Raw genomic sequence first — 18,959 nt, 5'->3', positions numbered from 1 at the left:
CCCATGCGCCCTTTCCCGACGCTCGGCACGTCCCTTATTTCACGAGATACAGGCACTGCGGACCGACTCGACATGATCGAAACGGTTGCGCATGCGCTCCGCACTGGTATTCGTGAGGTAGAAATATCAACGCCATCCGTCGCCGAGAAGCGCCTGATCGTGACACGACTTCTTGAAGCATTAAAAACACGTGCTCTCATTTTATCGCCAAATCTAGCAATGCAGGCGGTGTGGCATGATCGCTGCGAAAAAATTTCCCCGGTGCTCGATGGAGCGGCGCGGAAGATCTGGGGAGATGTTTCACTGCATCCTGTGAGCGTATTGCCTTACTCGTGCGCTCCGGTTGTGCTGCTCACAATTCCGTCACTTCCCTCAGGTGATGAAAACGATCCTGGCGTTGATGCGGCCCGATTGTCGCGGCACCTGGTGAAATTTCGCTATCGTCTGGTGATCCTTGATTGCGTCGAGGAACTTTCTTCATCCTGGAAATGGGTCGTGGACTCGCTTCGCGAGGCTGCGAACGCAAGCATCGTCCGCATTTCGCATCATGTCCCCACCTCCCGCAGCGAATTGACGGATGTGGACGGACTTCTGCGTGTGACGCAATCGTTTCCAGCCCTCGTCCGTGATGGAGTATTGCCTCCGTTCGACGTCTATGCCCGTGTCGCGGGTGACAGCCGAACCGAGGCTCAGGATCCATCGGTCGAGGATGATCGACCCCCAACCGTAACAGGTCGTATCGACCTGTTAATGGAAATGATGCTGCATGAGGCACAATCAATGCAGGATAGGTTTCGTTCACTGGTTGTTGTCGATTCTGCTCTGGGGACCTCAGCCGGAAATCGACCAAAGCATGAAGAAACAGTGGGGCGTTTGCTTCTTTCCGCCATGAGCATTGATGAACGGGTTGCCTCCCTGCATCCCATTCTACTCACTGGATCAACGATGATGTGCCGCGATGACATGGTCATCCCACTACTCTCCGATATCCAACGTCTCATCGGCATTGAGAATTGGGATGTACGCCTGTCTCATGAGGCCCATGATGAACTCTCGGAATTGCATGGATCGGGTGCGGATTGGAATTCACGTTCGTACGTGATTGCAGTCCAAGAGCTGATCAACCGGGATATCACCAGGTGTGTCATCGTCGAAGCAGATCTTCTCAAATACGGATGGTTCGAGACCCGTGTGAACACTGTGTTTGATCTCTCTACGGAGAAGGTACGGCATTACATCGGACAACACCTCCATGTGCACGAAGGCCCGGTTGAACAGTCGGTTCCTTTCGTACGATACTGGGACTTGCTGCAGGCAACAGATGAAGGACGGGCCAAGTCCCTCTGCAGATGGGCTGATAACATCAGGGATATCTTCATTCCTGCTGATGATGGAGCCATTGAAAGAGGTCCCGGTGCAGTACATCCCGGGCTCTCCCGTGTGGCGCCTGTACATTCCGTTCCTGCTGATATTGACCATCAACTCATTCCGGACCGAAGAGTTGCGGCACGCGCATGGGGCCTTGGCACTGAATATTCGGGTCGAGAAATTCCCGCTGTTTCGATACATCTTCAGGAGGGGGAAAACCGGTCCGCGTCACATCGCAGCATGCTCCAGATCAAGAACGACATCGCTCGGTACCAGGAACGTGGTAGTACACTTCGACTTCAGGGGACGCTGTGGGGGGTGCTTGTTGTAGGTGCCGTACTTTCGGCCTTTTTGCTTCTTCCGCTTTTTTCCGGCGCCATCGCTGCGGGAATCTGCACAGGATTTGCGACGCTTGCTGTAATGCGTCAGTGGCTCCGACTCCGTGCAATGCAGCCGTCTGAAGTTTCCGTTCCGATGAGTGAATACCTGCAGCTAGTGGGAGGTGCACTACTCGTCGCCATGCAGGCCGCCGGGCTTGTGGAAGCGGGGGAAGTAGTGGTGACTCGGCGGAAAAACAACTGGTATCGCCTCGTTCTGAAGAACACCGACATTGCAGCCACGAAAACGTTCGCAGAAGCGCTGATGGAACTGTTCGCGGATCCAGGTGTGGCATCCCATGCGCTTCTCATTTCGCGTGTTGATACGGGGCGGTTTGGAGTCCGGACACTGGCACGCCTCCCGTCCCTTGATGTGCTCTATGTCAATGATGGAGTGCTCCCCATTCCGTCATGTATGGCAGGAGATTCCCTTCGAAGGCAGGCATTTGAGTCTGCATTCTCATCCTTGGTCGGAAGAGCGGTTGTGATTGAGACACCGATCGAACTCGGCGTTTCGACACAAGCGCATCTTCGCAGCGACGCCGCCGTGCTTTCGAGCATCTGGGAATAACAGTGTAACGCGAGAAAAGCGCGGCGATATACTTTTGAGTAGAATCAGAGATCCACACGGCGTAGATTCCGTTACGTGTAACACGACCGTCTCAAGTCTCCGATGAAACCTTCTTCTTTTCGTTCCATTACACTGCTGTTCTGTACAGCCATTGCTGTCGCGAAAATACTGCTCTGGCTTGGTGAGCATAGTGTCGGGATTGATGAACGGTGGACCGGGGCCGGGTCAGGGCAGAAAAGGAATGCCGCCGTTACTGTCCAGGATCGCGACGTTCTACATGAAGAATTTAACGGCGCTCGTTGTGCACCCGGACAGGAGTTCTATTACCGACAACGGGCATTCGGATGCACTCCCGCACAACTGGAGCGAGCACAGCGGTCATTTCTCACGGACGCAGGGAGCGCTCTTCCAAAGACTTCGGAACATCTGTTCTCAACAGCATGGAGTTCCATCGGCCCGACAAATATCGCTGGCAGAATCAGAGCTTTGGCCGTCGATCCGAATACACCATCGACCCTCTACGCGGGCTCGGCCGCAGGAGGTGTTTTCAAATCCACAGACGGAGGCGGCACCTGGCGCGCCACGATGGACGCACTTCCCGCACTCGCGATTGGTGCAATCGCCTGTGACGCACGCGACCCGCGCATCGTCTACGCCGGAACGGGTGAGGCCACCATCCCCTTGTCGCGGGCCATCGCGGCCCCGGTCTTCCAAGGAGCTGGTGTTGCACGGAGTAGCGATGGAGGGGAAAATTGGACTCTCCCTCCTTGGCCGTTTCAACCGAGTGCTATCAGCCGCATTGCATTGCATCCGACATCCTTCGACACAGTTTTCGCAGCCTCGAGAAATGGATTGTACAGATCGGTAAACGAGGGGAAGAACTGGACGAATGTTTTCACCGGAGTTGTTACCGATGTACGTTATAAGGACGCTGCTCCTGGTGTTGTGTACGCCGCCGTTGGGGATGATCTCGGTTCTCCTTCAAACGGTGTGTATCGATCCAGTGCTGGAGGGCGGCCGTTTACATGGTCGAAGCTCGGCCGAAATTTTCCTGCTGGAGATTCCACTGGACGTATACTCCTCGGCGGCACTCCGGCTGATCCCAACGTGGTGTATGCGCTCGTCGCACGGCCAATCACCAGCGATGATTTCCTCGCATTGATGAGAAGTAGCGACGGCGGAGACACATGGGAGCGCCTGCCAACAGACCTTCCGCGTGATTTTCCGCTCGGACAGGCATTTTACAATTTTGCCATCGCGGTATCACCTACGGATCCATCAAAGGTATATGTTGGCGGCATCGAAATTCATCTCTCATCGAATGCCGGTTTGAATTTTGTTCGGCTCACCTTCGGGAATCAGTCTGTACACGTCGACCAGCATTGTTTCGCATTTGAGCCCGGCGGCAACGTGCTCGTTGGAAACGATGGAGGGATTTATCGAACTTCAGATAATGGGAGCACTTGGGGATCTTTAGGGCAAACACTCACCACAGCACAGTATTACCGTCTTGCTGTACATGGGAGCCCGTCTGGACACCTGCTGGGGGGCACTCAAGACAACGGCACAACCCGATTTTCTACTGCTCCAGATCGATGGCAGATTATTCGAGGTGATGTGGATGGTGGTGACGTTCAGTCCGACGGGTCCACCATTTTCACACTGGGGACCCTTTCCATCTTCCCTTTCCGCTCCACCAACGGTGGCCAGACGTGGGGCCCGATGTCGGATGGAATCACTGCGAGCGACCGAAAAAACTGGTTACAACCACTTCTCTATCGGGCTTCTCCCTCAATCCTCTATACCGCGACTCAGCGTGTGTATGAGGCACGAGATCCCGCCGATCCATCAAAATCTCCAGCATGGGTGCCTATCAGTCCCGATCTAACTACCGGTGTTCTCCCGTATGAATCCGTTATTTCAGTTCTGGCGGGATCCCCAGCGAATAGGGCAGTACTGTATGCTGGTACCGGAGATGGGAAAATTCAGCGATGTGACAACAGCTTGAGTGCGCAGCCGACGTGGACGGATGTCTCCAGTGGATTACCTCGAAGGTGGGTTACAGATATAGCTGTGCACAATCTTGACGCTCGGCGTGCATGGGTTTCTTTGTCAGGATACGACGAAGGGCATGTATTTGAAACGACCGATGCCGGAGGGACGTGGATCGACATTTCGACAGGACTCCCTGATATCCCGGTTAATGCGCTTGTCATCTCAACCCTGAATCCACGAATTCTTTTTGCAGGGACCGATGACGGTGTCTGGATGCATCGCGAAGGCGGCACATGGGAGCGGTTCGGTACTGGTCTTCCCCGGGTCGTTGTGCAAGACCTCATTATCGATGGCGGGGCTCGGCTCGTCGCAGCCACCCATGGGAGGGGTATATGGAGTATCGATGCGGTTGTCGGGCTGCAGGATCGCGCCAATTCTCCTTTGATCATGGCTATTAAGGAGATATCCCCGAACCCGATACGTTCGGGTGACGCAGGGTCGCTACATCTGCACGTGGATGCTCAGAATCCTGACGAGCTGATTGTCGCTGTATTCGACCTTCGAGGCAGATCGATCGTTTCCGCAAAGTCCATCCGGGTAGTACCTGGAAGGAATATCCTGCCTTACGCACTCCCCTCCCTCGATCCGGGTTTGTATTTCTTGCATGTACGGTTGAGCAATATTTCCAAAACTATGAAGCTGATCGTACTCGACTGACTCGAGACCCTGTCGTCGCCACAACCGCCCTGGTGTTGTAATCCACTGTAACCTTTACGCTTGGACTGTTGTCTCATTACCGGCATGATGACCGGCTGGAATTGGTGCTCTCAGGATCATTAAACCGGATTTGCAGCCATCGGTCTAAAACGCAGATTCCAAAGACACACATTCTCATCACTCTGGAGCGTCTAATGAAACATCTTTTCCTCAGTGGGCTTGTTGCGCTCGCCTTCATTGTCAGTGCGTGCGAACAGCAGTCCAATCTCACCGCGCCGGTCGATACGCAGGCCCCCGTCGTTCTTGATGATCAGCTCCTCGGCATCAGCGATTTCGACAACAGCATCTTGGGCGACGATCCTACGGGCGATCGAAAGATTGATCCGCGCCGCATCGGTGATGCCGGGGCAATGGCTTGGGTACGCCTCCTCCTCGCGGCGAATCCCGAGATGGATGATGCGACCAAGACAGCGTTGAAGGAAGCGATCACGGCCTCCAATCAGCGTCGTCTCGAGATCATTCGCGACACCACTCTCACTCCCGAAGAAAAAAAGGCAGCTCTCGACGCCGAGCACCTGGCCTTGATGGAAAAGATCAACGGCTCCGCCGTCGCCCCGGGAATCGTAACTCCCGAGCAAATCGCAAATGCCCAGGCGCTCAAGGAGAAGCTTGAGCAGGAACGCAAGGAGCGTATGGACAAGATGATTGAAGCACGCATCGACTACCAGATCAAGGTCTGGACACGGATGCTGAAGCTCGATACGGAAGTTCAGGGCAAGATCAAGGAAATTCTTATGGCGCAGCAGAAGCGTATCGCCGAACTTCGTGTTGAATTTGCCAATGACCCCGCAGGTCTTCGTAAGGCGCTTGCCGGTCTTCAGCAGGAAACCGATGCCGCGATCCGCGCACTCCTCACACCCGAGCAGGCGGCCATCTGGGATAAAATGCACGGGAAACGCGATCCAGGAAAAGGTGGCGGCCGAGGCGGAGTCATCGGAACCCGCGGCTGATTTTCTAATAATAATCATGAGCCCCGTTCTTCGAACGGGGCTTTTTTTTGTACAAAATCGAAACAAGCTTTTGCCGCTGTTCCAGAAACAGACAGAAATCTGGTTGAAAAACATCTGAAAATACGCGGAAACAAAGGTATTTCAACGTGAAATGGGTAGGAATGGTTTTTGTAGGTGTATTCTTGTGCCGGAGTATTCTATGTCGGCTTAAAAGACCATGATCGAAGAGAAGAAAAAAACAGTTCGAAAGAAGAAGGCGGCATTATCGTCGGCCTCGCTGGTGAAGCAGGTCGTTGATGCGCTTGTATCCAATCCTTCGAATCTTTTTGAACAATCTTCGCTCGGGATGCTTGCGGAGGCGCTTGGTGCCGATAGAGCGTACCTCGTTTCGGTGCACGGGGACGCTAACGGCTTGACGACGATGAAAGTGCGGAACAGATGGATACAGCACCAGAAGCAGACATCCTACGATTACGATTCCCCCTATTTTGATGGCACCATGGAAACCGCCGGCGGTTTAGCATGGAAGCGAAAGTTGGAAGACGGTAATGCATTTCTCTCGGATTTTCGAGATGCAACGCCATCAATCCGAAGGCTGCTTGAATCCAGAGCCGCACAGTCGGTTCTCCTTGTACCGATTCGTGTCAGCGGGGAGTGGTGGGGCTTCCTTGAATTCATCGATTGTACGGCATTGCATCGGTGGAACGGCCGTCTTCTTGTGTTTCTTCAATCCATTGCTGGAGTCATCGGCATGGCTCTACAAAACGAGGTCATGCGCGAGTTCATCGAGAAGCGCGAGATACAAGCGCTGGAGTCAGCGGTGATCACGACCTCCGCATCGGAGAAGATCAATGCTGTGCGCAAATGGCGGGACTCACTCACTTCCGCATTCGCACACGAGTTCCGTACACCTTTGTACACCCTGCTCGGCTTCTCGGCAACCCTGCTCGAAAATCAGGATTTGGATGATGATCCGGAAATACGACGTATGTGCCTGACGCACATTTATGAGCAGGCCCGTCGACTCGAGTCACTCGTGCAGAACATTCTCACGACAGCTGATTTCTCAGCTGATTCCTCTGAGCAAGGCCGCCTTCTGGATATTACAACCGTCGCGGCACGTGCGATAGAAGAAATACGTGAGCGTGTACGCCCAGAAGGTATCGATATTTATTTTACAGCTCCCGAAAGCCCAGTTGAACTTGTGGGTCAACCTGAGGCGGTCTCGCGATTGCTGGGTATTCTTCTGAACTACTGTGTCACTCGAGTCTCAACGAACGGCTGGGTGAGTCTCTCGCTTGCCAGAGGACCCCATGCTGTGGAGATGATAATTTCCGACAACGGGACCTCTCTGTCCGCTCAGGACGCAGCCAGACTGTTTGACATCGCGACGATGCCAAGCGCGCTATCGGGATACTCTGGAGGAAACCTCGGTTTGAGCATTGCCAAAGACATTGTAGATTCCCTGCATGGATTTGTCACTGTGGAAAGCCGAGATGGGGAAGGAATCTCCTTCCGATGCAGTTTCCCGATCGATACCGCGCTACACTAAAACACATTGCTTGGCATAGGCACACGATGGATGAAATAAGCTTACAGGATCATCCTGTTTTTCTCGTCGATGATGAGCGGCAGAACCTTGTGCTTCTGCGCATGTGGGTTGAAAAACTGTGGAAGCTTCCAGTTCGTGAGTTTGACGACCCGCAGGCCTGCCTCGACAACCTTGCACAGGAGCCGTGTTTGATTCTGCTCGATATCATGATGCCTAAGATCGACGGCATCGAGATACTCAAGCGTGTCAAGGCAGAGTACCCGCATATTCCAGTCGTCATGCTGTCAGCGCAGAACAGCGTTCAGGTTGCCATCGACGCCATTCACTATGGGGCATACGATTACCTTGAAAAACCTGTCGACCGGGAACGGCTTGAAGTCGTAACACGAAATGCCATTCGCGAATTTGAACTCGCGATGAAAGTGCGCCAGATGCAGCAACGCCTGGCCGAGAATGCGGTCTTCCCGAGTATTGTTTCGATCGACCGCCGTATGCAAGAGGTCTTTCGCCTCGTACGAAAATCAGCGAATTCTCTCGTTTCGATATTGATCGAGGGTGAGAGTGGCACGGGCAAAGACCTGATCGCCACCGCATTGCATCAGATCGGAAATAGGAGCGACAAGCCCTTTGTTGTTGTCAATTGCGCAGCGATTCCTTCGGAGCTGCTTGAGAGCGAGCTCTTCGGTCACGAAAAAGGTGCGTTCACCGGCGCAGACACACAGAAAATCGGGAAGTTTGAAGCTGCTCATGGCGGCACCCTATTCCTCGACGAGATCGGTACGATGGAATACAAGCTACAGGCGAAAGTACTGCGCGCTATTCAACAAAAAGAATTCAGCCGGGTTGGTGGCCTGAATTCACTTCGGGTTGATGTACGAATCATTTCAGCTACGAATAGCGACTTGAAATCCATGGTGAAGGATGGCACATTCCGGGAGGATCTATATTACCGCCTCGCGACTTTCCCAATCAGTATTCCACCGCTCCGTGAGAGAAAGGACGATATCGTGCTCCTGGCCGAACACTTCCTTGAGAAATCTATCGACAGGCAGCAGAAGGATGTGCGCGGATTTTCCAAAGAGGCCATTCTCGCAATGACGCGATATCCATGGCCTGGTAATGTCCGCGAATTGCAGAGTGTTGTGGAGCGCTCCATTCTTCTCACGGAGGATCCGGTGATCACCCTTGACTGCCTCCCGATCGAGATCAGTGCCTACGGTGATGACGGAGTATCGGCGCAACTCACCGATACCATGTTCAAGATGACATCTCCCAACGATCTCCTGCCGTTCGAGTCATTCAAGAAGAGTATTATCCGAAAAGCATTTGAACTGTGCGAGGGGAATATCAGCGAGGTAGCCCAGAGGCTTTCTATCAGCCGGACGACGGTCTATCGCCTGCTTGAAGAAGAGGATTTGATCGAGGATTAGAGGTGAACCTTTCGTGGCCGGCGAGCATCACACACGAAGAACCTTCATATTACGGACCACGATATGGCAACGAAAACCGCATTCGTAACACAGATCTCTAAGAACGGAATCACGTTCAGTGGACGCACGGACTCCAAGCATTGGCTTACGATGGACGGTCCGGTTGCATTTGGAGGGGCTGATGCAGGGATCAGGCCTAAGGAGCTGATGTTGCTGGCTTTGGCGGGGTGTACGGGTAGCGACGTCGCCTCAATTCTCGCTAAAAAAAGAGTGCCTCTCGACAGATTCGAATTGGCGATCAGCGCAGAAGAGACTGAGGAGCATCCGAAAGTATTCACCTCAATGCACATCGAGTATCGGTTCTTTGGCACCGGATTGCAGGCGCAGGATCTGGAACGAGCAATCAATCTCTCACTCGACAAATACTGTGGCGTTACAGCGATGTACCGAAAGGCAATGGACATCACACATTCATACACCATCTCCGAAGCCGAATAACCTTCGATTTTCCTGCGTGCCATACTGGGTGAAACGGACGTCCGTGTCTTTTATCTCTGGATAAAAAAAGGACCGCCGCAAGGGGGGTGTACTTGCGGCGGCGTGAGGTTGAATCCTCAAATAGATGTGACCTAGTTGTAACTACACCGTGGGGGGTACGGAGTAGAAGGGATTCGCGAGGACGTTGTCCGGACAAGGCCGAACATGCGAGAAACGTAACGACCCCCTGTGTCAACGCAGGTAGGTATATGATATGTGAGAGGAGGGCGAAGGTAAAGCATTGCGTAAAAATATGTTTTCTTGTGTACGAAAGTCAAGCTCTTCGGAAACTTTTCTCACTATGACATGTGTTTAGCTAAATTTGATTGATTTTTCGCCGTTTTCGTGGACATTATGCCCGTGCCCGAAGCAGTTCGGCCAATTCAGCCAATTTGATGGGTTTGCTGGTCCAAGATATTTCCACTGTAGGATGCTCGGATAGCGATAAAGATTCTCCGTCAGCAGCTTCCATCGACCGGAGCAGAATAATGCGGGAGCAGGCCGTGCGAACTGCAAGCTCGCGGAGTGCACCAGGAATATTTTCCGGACAACGAGACGCATCGAGGATGATAGTATCAAAATGACCATCAGGCAGTGACTCTACACTGCTGTCGTGGTGGAGAACAACGGTGGAATACTCGTGGAGAAGATACTTCTGCACGAGTTTTCCCGTTGTGATTTCCGCGATTATCAGCACCGATTGCATTATCTGAGGCGCAAAGTTCTCTTTCTCAATAACAGTGCAAGAATAGTGCCGAGGGCAACGAATCATTCGATGCGTTTGGAAATCCGTACTCCGGCACTTTTCCGCACTCTGTGGGTATCAGTGTGGGACGCCATCAACACGAAATCGCGACAAAAAAACCCGCATATCGGCGGGTTTTTGTCAACTATGGGAAGAGCGAGTCGCTAAAACGATATCCCCAGATTAATGGCTATGAAGAACCCATTCGCGTTGGCAAGAACTCCTTCCTGGACGCTCTGGATGCCTTTGGGAGTAGGAATGATCATGTAGCGAAGGTTTAATCCGAAGACGCTCGACCTGTCAAAGCCGAATTGTGCACCCGCGCCAACAAAGCCGCCGTAGGTGTACTTGGTAAAGCCATCGGTGAGGCTCGAAAAAAATTCCTTTTCCGCGGGTGTGATGTAGAGCATCACAGGCCCAGCCCCGGCCTGAACGTATGGGCGGAAATTGTCCGTGATATCTTCAGCAAAGAGCCTGTATTGCACGCCAACGAAGAGGGGGACCCGGAAGACCCGATTTACCTTATTCGGAGACCACTGAGCACCCGTCCAATAATTTACAAAATCAATTTGTCGCACATCGCGAGCCTCCGAAAAACTACACGTGGCGAAGGCGGTGACAACGTCATTGAGGAGATGATGGTAAAACATTCCGAGTCCGAAGCCGTCGTTTCCGATCATCAAGTCGAGTCCCCACGCGTGAGTCTTCGGGCTCAGCTCCTCGTCGGTCAGCACTTCGTTTTCTGGACTTTTTGGATCCTTGAACACAATGCGACCGTCATCTTGAGCCGACGTAATGGGCCCGATGAAAATGAGAGGAGCAATCACCAAGAGAAAGTTTCGCATTGCGCGCATCGTCTTAAGACCTAGGCAAAGTCACGTTTGAAATATATGCGGAGTAAAGCCAATCCACAAGGCAATCATACATGCCTGCAGTAGGGAGCTTTCATACGATGTCATGATGGCTTGAGTCAGCAGTGATCCTATTTTTCGGACTTTGCAACAAGATCTAGAATGGTGCGATGTGGGCGTCTGCTGCCCTTTGGTCGTCAATCGAAACACCGTACATATGGCGATGCAAAAATGCGCGAATCTTCTTCACGGTTTCACTGCTGATTCGATGTCCTGTGTCAGATTCAAAGAAGTCGACAGAGTAACCCATCTCGCGCAACACCGAGGTCGCAATCCTGCTGTGCTCAACGGGAAGAGTTTCATCGCGAGTGCCGTGTGCGATGAATACAGGAATCCGCCGGTTGGCTGGGTGGGCTTCCTTCTGAAGATTGAGAGGCAGGGCGAGATACCCGGAAAGTGCGACGACACCTCCCAAGCGCTGAGGGTAACGTAACGCGGTGTGCAATGCCATTACAGCACCTTGGGAGAACCCGACGAGGAAAATATTCTCCGCCGCAACTCCATCCTTGAGCCGGGATTCGATGATCTGCGAAATGTGCGAACGGCTGGATTCCATCTGCTCGAGGTTCTCCGTCTCCTTGTCGAACCACCGTCTGATTCCAGGAGCATTTTCGTGCGAGAAGGGTGCGGAGGGTAGCGTCCACTGAGTGTGGAGAAATCCCATCTGGCGCACAAACGGGAAGAAGGCATGTTTGTCCGCATCTCGTCCATGCAGGCCTATCATGGCAAATTCAATACGATCCACCATCTCGGGAAAAACTGTGTATTCGAGCAGCTCCATTGTCGCGTCCGTCAGAGGTAAATGTCGTGATGCGTGCGGCGCCGTCACGGATAGCAGTGTTCTATACCGCTAAAAAAAATGCAATATACGATGCGCCGACATGAGAGCGTCGCTCCTCATGATCAGCGGGCCGATGTGTGTGAATCCGCATTCGCAATTCGATCATCACATTGTTATGACAGTGATAGTTCAGTCACAATCCACACAAAGATGAAGTTTCTCATGGACATGAAAATCGTTTTTCCAGGCAACAAAAAGGTTCACGCTTTGTATAACGGTTTTGAGATCTCAACGGATCAGCCGATGGCCGGCGGTGGGGACGGATCGGCTCCGACACCATTTGATACATTCCTCGCCTCCCTGGGAACATGTGCGGGAATCTACGTGCTCGGCTTCTGCCAGCAACGCGGACTTTCGACCGAGGGCATTGAGCTCACGCAACGGATGCACTTCGATCCGCTCAAGCGGATGATAGGACGGATTGACATCGAAATATCGGTGCCCCCTGACTTTCCGGAAAAATATCGCGACGCTCTTGTGAATGCCGCATCACTTTGCGCCGTAAAGAAGCACATGCAGGACCCGCCCGAATTCGAGATCAGCACAGTCGTCGCTGCACCGACGCACGCCTAGCTGTTTCGGACAGCAAGATCCTTTCACTACCACGCGGCTATATGCCGCGTGGTTTTTTTATAAAGCCGGCGGCACCTCGGTGCGTGCGTGTGGCCGATCTTCTAATGGGGATAATGCTTCTCCGCAAACGAGTCCCTGGGTTCCCCTTTGATTTCTCCTCGCTGTATATTAGCATTCCTACAGGAATCCACCCCGCACCTATCCGTCGAACATCACAGGAAAAGAGATGGATCATATTGAACTCACCAGAAGCACTGCGAGCCGAAGAGACGCGGTGGATTGGAACAATCTTGGATTCGGCGTGTATTTCTCCGACCACATGTTTGTGGCGGACTATAAAGATGGCGAATGGGGAGATTTCCGCATTGTGCCGTACGGTCCGATGGAAATCGAACCGACAATGTGTACTCTCCACTACGGACAGTCGATCTTCGAGGGTTTGAAGGCGTTCCGTTCGAAGCAGGGTGGGGCGAATATTTTCCGGCCACACAAAAACGCCGCACGATTGAATCACTCCGCTGAAAAAGTCTGCATCCCCGCGTTTGACGAGAACTTCCTCGTTCATGCGATTGAAGAACTTGTGCGCGTGGATCAAGACTGGATTCCCGAGAAACGCGGGCATTCATTGTACATCCGTCCCGTCGTATTCGGGTCTGATAATTTCCTCGGAGTGCAAGCGTCGAAGGGGTACCGACTCATAGTCGTGACTTCACCGGTTGCTTCGTACTACGCGGAGGGACTTAATCCGGTGCGCATTCTCGTAGACGACGAACACGTGCGTGCAGTGCGCGGTGGACTTGGCACGGCAAAAACAGCGGCGAATTACGCGGCGAGTCTCCATGCAGGGAAAACCGCCAAGGAAAAGGGATTTGCTCAGGTTCTCTTCCTCGATGGAGTATCTCGTGAAATCGTTGAGGAGGTGGGAGCGATGAACATTATGTTTGTTGTTGACGACGAACTGATTACACCGGCGCTTTCACAAGGATCCATTCTTGCGGGTGTCACACGCGATTCAGTCCTGACACTCGCGCGTGCGCGCGGCATGAGGGTTACTGAACGTCCCATCACCGTGGAGGAGCTTGTGTCCGCGCATGCAGACGGCCGGCTGAAAGAAGTCTTCGGCACCGGAACCGCCGCGGTTATTTCTCCTGTCGGCGAACTCGTTTACCGCGGATCCTCAATGGTGATAAACGGAAGAAATATCGGGCCTATCGCTCAGTACTTCTATGATACAATCACAGGGATCCAGTATGGTGAAATAGAGGATGCACTCGGATGGAACGTGACCGTGCAACTCGAACATGCCATGGCATGACCGCAAATCTGAGTAACTCAGCCCCGCTCCGCGGGGCTTTTTTTTACCACGAAGGCCGATAATACGTGACATCAGGGCATTATTGAGATTGGGAAATGACGGAGATAATACGTCCCAATTATCGGAATATCAATGAAACAGATCATACCGCCCATTGCTGCCGCCAAGAATACCCCTTTGTTTTTTATAGAGATATACCAGAATATAAATGTCCGAATATTGGGGGTGTGGCCACGCGAGGATGTGGTACGCTAATTGTGGAACCGTGAACGGTTGACACCGAATCCACTGCACCTCTCTCCATATCCCATCATCGGAGGTTCTCTTATGCACATTGTCAAAGCTTCGGTCGCGGCGCTGATTTGCGCTGCCGCCCTGACGCTGGCAGCCAATGCGGCCGTCACGCCACCGATCGCGAAGTGTCGCGCATTTGGCGTTTCAGGAAACATGGTTGCTAAAAAGATCCCTGGTATCGACAAACCGTCCAACGGACTGCCCAACGTTGCCAAGGGTTCAAAAGTGTATCTGGCTTGCGTTGGCAAGCCCTCAACAGCGACATCGCCCGACGTTCCCGCCCAGTGGTGGAAATCGGCAACTTTCGAGCTGTTCGAAAAACCGGGTGGTTCGAACGCCGCATTCGCGACCATCGATACGTTGCGCGTATCGTTTGTGCCCGACGTCGAAGGAACGTACCGCATCCGCATGATCGGCACCGATAACATGGATCGTACGGATGACGACACACTTGTCGTGAACGTGGCGAAGTATGTGGGTGTCGGCGGCATCATTGGGTCAGCCGTACCGCCAGAATGCGGCGTGTGCCACCCTGCGATCACCACGACGTGGAAGGCGACTCCGCATGCGAACGCCCTTGCGCCGAATCTCGACGACGCGGCCGGTCACTTCCAGTCCTTCTGCCTCCCTTGTCATACAACGGGTGCTACAGATCCCGCAGCGGAAGGCGACGGCTTCGTGCATCTGATGAAGACATCGGCGTGGAAATTCCCGACCGCACTGAAGGCGGGTAACTGGGATTCCCTCAAACTGGTCGCTCCCGAACTTGCGAAGCGTGCGGGCGTGCAGTGTGAAAGCTGTCACGGACCTGGCAGTGCACATAACGGTGTAAAGACCGACAACAAGATCGCGATCAACTATGCAAGCCAGCAGTGTAACCAGTGCCACGATGCACCGCCGCATCACCTCTCCGTTGAAGAGTATGGTACTTCTGCACACAGCAATTCGATGAACGAGCCCGGCGCTCCCGAGTACATCAACCGTGGCAGCAAAACGGTGTGGACTAGTGACTGCGCCCGCTGCCATACAAGCAATGGCTATATCGACGTGTTCATCAAGGGCGGTCCCGATCCCACAAAGGCGTTCACGAACGCTCCGTACTCGAATGCCGCCGCAGTCGGCTGCGTTACATGCCACGATCCGCATGATGCAACCAACGCGCATCAACTTCGCAAACCCATCGACGTAATCTGTGCCGATTGCCACTCCGTGCGCGTCAGTAGCCGCGGTCTGCATGGTTCGCATCAGGGTCCGATGCTGAATGGCCAGGACGGCCGCGAGTTCCCCGGTTATACGTACACGAACTCAGCACACACGAACATTGCAGACAAGTGCGCCCAGTGCCACATGGCTGCGCCGCCGAGCCAGGATCTCCAGAACAAGCTCGGTGGACACACTTTCCGCGTTGTCTACGACAATGGCACTCCCGATGTGGCTGACGATGTCGTAAACAATACGGGTTGCGTCAGCTGCCATACATCCGGCGTGACGATGAGCGAAATCGAAGAGAAGCAGGAAGAGATCAAGACGCTTCTTAACGAGTTGAAGGCCCTTCTGCCCCTGCAGGCGAACGGCAATCCCAAGGGTCCGCTTGACACAACGCTCACACCGCTCCAGAAGGATTGCTCCTACAATTGGGGCTTCGTGAACAACGACGGCAGCTTCGGCGTGCACAACTTCAAGTACGCAAAGGAACTGCTCACATCCTCCATTGCAGAGCTGAAGAAGCTCGATGTGGAAGAAGTCGGTGGCGTGCCCTCTTCGTACGCACTTGGTCAGAATTACCCGAATCCGTTTAATCCAGCAACCACGATCACGTTCAGCGTACCGCAGAGCGGCACCGTGCGTCTTGCTGTGTATGATGCGAGCGGAAAAGAGATCGCACTCCTGGCGAACAGTACTTATACGGCGGGCAATTACCGTGTAACCTGGAACGCCGGCACAATCCCATCGGGTGTCTATTACTATCGCTTGAGCGCAGGCAGCTTCAACGCAACGCGCAAGATGATGCTCGTGAAATAAACACACTCCGGTTCGACACGAAAAAGGGCGGATCATACGATCCGCCCTTTTTCTGTTGTACGAGCAATACAGGTGCATCTAACGCGTATGAGGGCAATTCCAAGGTCCATACGCAGTGCTTTCGCGAAGGATGTTCTCCCGCTTCATTCCTGTGGCGGCATTCCGAACTGCACCCACTCCTCTTTCGAAGGCCCATACAGGCCGGGGATAATCAACCCTGCCTGCCTCATCAGGATCGTCATCTGAGCACGATGATGAATCTGATGTCGAACTAATACCGCCAGCGTGGTTTTGTTGGACCACGTTTCTCCGTACATGTTCCGTTCCTCGAGGAGAGTGTTATCGTTCCACGTATTGCCGACCGCCTCGGCCAAGGAGTCTGCAGCTTGCGCGTAGGCAGTATTGATTTCGATTGCTGTGTCAGGGACGTCAGAATCCTCTCCCGGCCCTTGCACGGACAGTCCAGTTTTACCCCCCATTTCCGGTATCGAGGTCGTAATGTGCCATGCGAGTCGCCCGAGCGAGCGGCCAGAATCATTGACCTGCCTCTTTAAAGACGCATCCGTGAGCACCGAAAACAACTTCTTGGTAGCTCCGCTTTCATTCCGCCAGTCTTCAAGGAATTCTTCGATGGAGTGGTACATCACTGTTCTCCTGTACTAAAATGCACTGCCTGGTTCCGGGTTATTTCTGCAGCAAGAACTTCTCAAAAAAGAGTATCACCGCACGTGAGTAGTAGTCGCGATTATGCTTTTTTGCGAAGCCGTGTCCCTCGTCTTTTGCGAATAGCGACCAAACATCCACCCCGTTTTTTTCCACAGCGGTCACAATCTGACGTGCCTCACTCGCAGGGACGCGGGGGTCGTTCTCGCCTTGAACGACAAAGAGCGGACTCCGAATCTTCCCTGCGTTATTGAGCGGAGAGATGCTCTGCAGAAAGGCCCGCATGTCAGGATCGCGTTCGTCCCCGTATTCCACCCTGCGTAAATCACGTCTGTAACTTTCCGTGTTTTCGAGGAAGGTCACAAAGTTTGAAATACCCACGTTGTCGACGCCGCATCGGATGCGATCACCGAAATGCACAAGGGATGCAAGCACCATATATCCGCCGTACGAACCTCCGATCACGGCGACACGGGCAGGATCCATGTCGGGCTGTGTCGCGATCCAATCGAGCAATGCGCCGATGTCGCGCACAGAGAGCTCGCGGTTCTTGAAATTATCAGATTCCAGATATGTTTTTCCGTAACCTGATGATCCGCGTACGTTCGGATCGATAACGACGCAATTGAGTTCATTCAACCAGAACTGAAAGGCAGGATTAAATCCCGGGCGCGACTGTCCCTCGGGGCCTCCATGAATATTAATTACCACGGGGGCTTTTCCTGCTCTCCCCTTCGGACGGTACACGAACGCGGGGATACGTCGCGGTTTACCCTGCAGCGAATCGAATGTCGGATAGCGGACTAGCTCCGGAGCAATGAAGGAGCGTGTATCCAAGCCGCCGACTTCACTATTGGTCCATCTGTCAATCCTGTTCGAAGCGAGATCGACCGAGTAGACATCGCCGGGACTTGTGGCCGCGTTCACCGTCATAGCAAGGCGTTCACTTCTGTCGTCGAACTCGAGACCGCTGATAATCCCGACCGGGAGGCCTATTATCCGGACCTCTTTCATTGCCGGGAAGGTGTGTAGGTGCAACGCGGATCGGCCGTCTTCGTTTGTAATATATGCGAGCCATGAGCCATTCCGTGAAATGGCCAGTCCCTCAATATCAGATTGCAGATCCGGTGTCAGGTCCTTGGAAGTGCCGCTCGCGCGATCGAGAAAGTACACATGTTTGTAGTCCCCACCTTCGTCTGACACATAGAAGATGGTCTTCCCGTCCTTACTCCATTCAAAACTGGAGAAAGCGGCCCGCGGTTTATTGGCCGGGAACAGGGGTGAGATGGATTTCTCTGTAAGGTCCACCACATGCGGGCGGGTTTCGTTTGCAGACACGTACTGTGCTACAATCAGATAGCGGTCATCAAAGGACCAAGCTCCAGGATACCAGGCTCCCTCTCTTTCTGTGACGGCCCATGCGTTCTCCGGAGCGTCAGGGTCCATAATCCAGACGTCGGTATCCTTTTTATTTCGTTTGTTCGACGCGTAGGAAATGAATCTCCCGCCACGAGACCAGGCAGGAGACTCATTTCGGCTGACACCGTCGGTGAGAAGTCGCCAGGTTCCCTTCGATCGGTTGAACATATAGAGCTGGAAAAACTCGTTCCCACCGATGTCCTTTGAGAAGAGAAAACCATCGCGGCCGGGGCGGGGGTCCGATAAGGCGCTTCCAATTGGCTCATCGAAGAAAGTGAGCTGTCTGCGGGCTGCGCCCGGGCTGTCGACGACGTGCACCTGCGCGGTGTTGCCGAAACGTGTCGTGATGTACAGTCCCTTGCCTGCCCGATCCCAATCGCGAAACGATGCTGCCCGCACGTTCAGGTATTGATTTGTACGTTCGGCCAACTGCACGGGGATCGGTGGAATGCCTTGCACCACAAGATTATCTCCCGGAAGCAGTTGGGCTTGCAGGAATGGTCCGAAGAGCAGGAGAAGAAGGGCAAAAGAACGTTTCATGAATGCTCCAGTTCGTTAACGAGCAAGAAAAAGTCGCGATCGGCGCAATATGTTGCAGGACGAAAAATAAGAAAAGGCA

Annotated in this window: 14 protein-coding genes; 9 read left to right on the top strand and 5 right to left on the bottom strand. The window is 53.4% G+C overall.

Features of this window, described 5'->3' with window-relative positions; translation table 11 throughout:
* The first annotated feature begins 72 nt into the window (after positions 1 to 72).
* The 6 genes from HY962_00725 to HY962_00700 all read left to right on the top strand — a co-directional run bounded on the left by HY962_00725 (position 73) and on the right by HY962_00700 (position 9,518).
* A complete protein-coding gene (locus HY962_00725; GenBank protein MBI5645426.1) occupies positions 73 to 2,316 on the top strand; it encodes a hypothetical protein in 2,244 nt (747 codons plus the stop codon).
* A gap of 102 nt (positions 2,317 to 2,418) precedes the next feature.
* Entirely contained in the window at positions 2,419 to 5,028 is a 2,610-nt protein-coding gene (locus HY962_00720; protein MBI5645425.1) for a T9SS type A sorting domain-containing protein, read from the top strand.
* Positions 5,029 to 5,222: 194 nt separating this feature from the next.
* Complete coding sequence (locus HY962_00715) at positions 5,223 to 6,038, top strand: hypothetical protein (GenBank protein MBI5645424.1); 816 nt, start codon at positions 5,223 to 5,225, stop codon at positions 6,036 to 6,038.
* Between the two features lie 217 nt (positions 6,039 to 6,255).
* Complete coding sequence (locus HY962_00710; protein MBI5645423.1) at positions 6,256 to 7,590, top strand: GAF domain-containing sensor histidine kinase; 1,335 nt, start codon at positions 6,256 to 6,258, stop codon at positions 7,588 to 7,590.
* A gap of 26 nt (positions 7,591 to 7,616) precedes the next feature.
* Positions 7,617 to 9,020 (top strand): sigma-54-dependent Fis family transcriptional regulator, encoded by a 1,404-nt coding sequence (locus HY962_00705; protein ID MBI5645422.1) that lies wholly within the window; start codon positions 7,617 to 7,619, stop codon positions 9,018 to 9,020.
* A gap of 63 nt (positions 9,021 to 9,083) precedes the next feature.
* Positions 9,084 to 9,518, top strand: a complete 435-nt coding sequence (locus HY962_00700) for an OsmC family protein (protein MBI5645421.1) — start codon at positions 9,084 to 9,086, stop codon at positions 9,516 to 9,518.
* 391 nt (positions 9,519 to 9,909) lie between these two features.
* Here the strand turns inward: HY962_00700 and HY962_00695 are convergent, their stop codons facing one another.
* The 3 genes from HY962_00695 to HY962_00685 all read right to left on the bottom strand — a co-directional run bounded on the left by HY962_00695 (position 9,910) and on the right by HY962_00685 (position 11,994).
* A complete protein-coding gene (locus tag HY962_00695; GenBank protein ID MBI5645420.1) occupies positions 9,910 to 10,218 on the bottom strand; it encodes a hypothetical protein in 309 nt (102 codons plus the stop codon).
* 248 nt (positions 10,219 to 10,466) lie between these two features.
* Positions 10,467 to 11,147 (bottom strand): hypothetical protein, encoded by a 681-nt coding sequence (locus tag HY962_00690; GenBank protein MBI5645419.1) that lies wholly within the window; start codon positions 11,145 to 11,147, stop codon positions 10,467 to 10,469.
* A gap of 163 nt (positions 11,148 to 11,310) precedes the next feature.
* Entirely contained in the window at positions 11,311 to 11,994 is a 684-nt protein-coding gene (locus tag HY962_00685) for a dienelactone hydrolase family protein (protein ID MBI5645418.1), read from the bottom strand.
* A gap of 222 nt (positions 11,995 to 12,216) precedes the next feature.
* On the opposite strand from HY962_00685, the gene HY962_00680 reads away from it, so the two are divergent.
* The 3 genes from HY962_00680 (at position 12,217) to HY962_00670 (ending at position 16,258) form a co-directional block, all read left to right on the top strand.
* Positions 12,217 to 12,627 carry an OsmC family protein gene (locus HY962_00680; GenBank protein ID MBI5645417.1) on the top strand — a complete coding sequence of 137 codons (411 nt, stop codon included), beginning with the start codon at positions 12,217 to 12,219 and terminating at the stop codon, positions 12,625 to 12,627.
* 226 nt (positions 12,628 to 12,853) lie between these two features.
* Positions 12,854 to 13,942: a branched-chain amino acid aminotransferase gene (locus tag HY962_00675; protein MBI5645416.1), complete on the top strand. Its 1,089-nt coding sequence runs from the start codon at positions 12,854 to 12,856 to the stop codon at positions 13,940 to 13,942.
* A gap of 327 nt (positions 13,943 to 14,269) precedes the next feature.
* The gene (locus tag HY962_00670) at positions 14,270 to 16,258 is read left to right on the top strand and encodes a T9SS type A sorting domain-containing protein (protein MBI5645415.1); all 1,989 of its coding nucleotides are present in this window, start codon (positions 14,270 to 14,272) and stop codon (positions 16,256 to 16,258) included.
* A gap of 143 nt (positions 16,259 to 16,401) precedes the next feature.
* On the opposite strand, the gene HY962_00665 is transcribed toward HY962_00670, so the two are convergent.
* Both HY962_00665 and HY962_00660 read right to left on the bottom strand, forming a co-directional pair.
* A complete protein-coding gene (locus tag HY962_00665; GenBank protein ID MBI5645414.1) occupies positions 16,402 to 16,902 on the bottom strand; it encodes a hypothetical protein in 501 nt (166 codons plus the stop codon).
* Between the two features lie 40 nt (positions 16,903 to 16,942).
* Positions 16,943 to 18,880, bottom strand: coding sequence for a S9 family peptidase (locus HY962_00660; protein MBI5645413.1), 1,938 nt, complete (start codon positions 18,878 to 18,880; stop codon positions 16,943 to 16,945).
* Positions 18,881 to 18,959: the final 79 nt, after the last annotated feature.

The sequence above is a fragment of the Ignavibacteriota bacterium genome (assembly GCA_016218045.1).
Lineage (GTDB): Bacteria > Bacteroidota > Ignavibacteria > SZUA-365 > SZUA-365 > JACRFB01.
The sequence above is the reverse complement of the archived record's forward strand: the minus strand, read 5'-3'. Positions and strand labels throughout refer to the sequence as shown.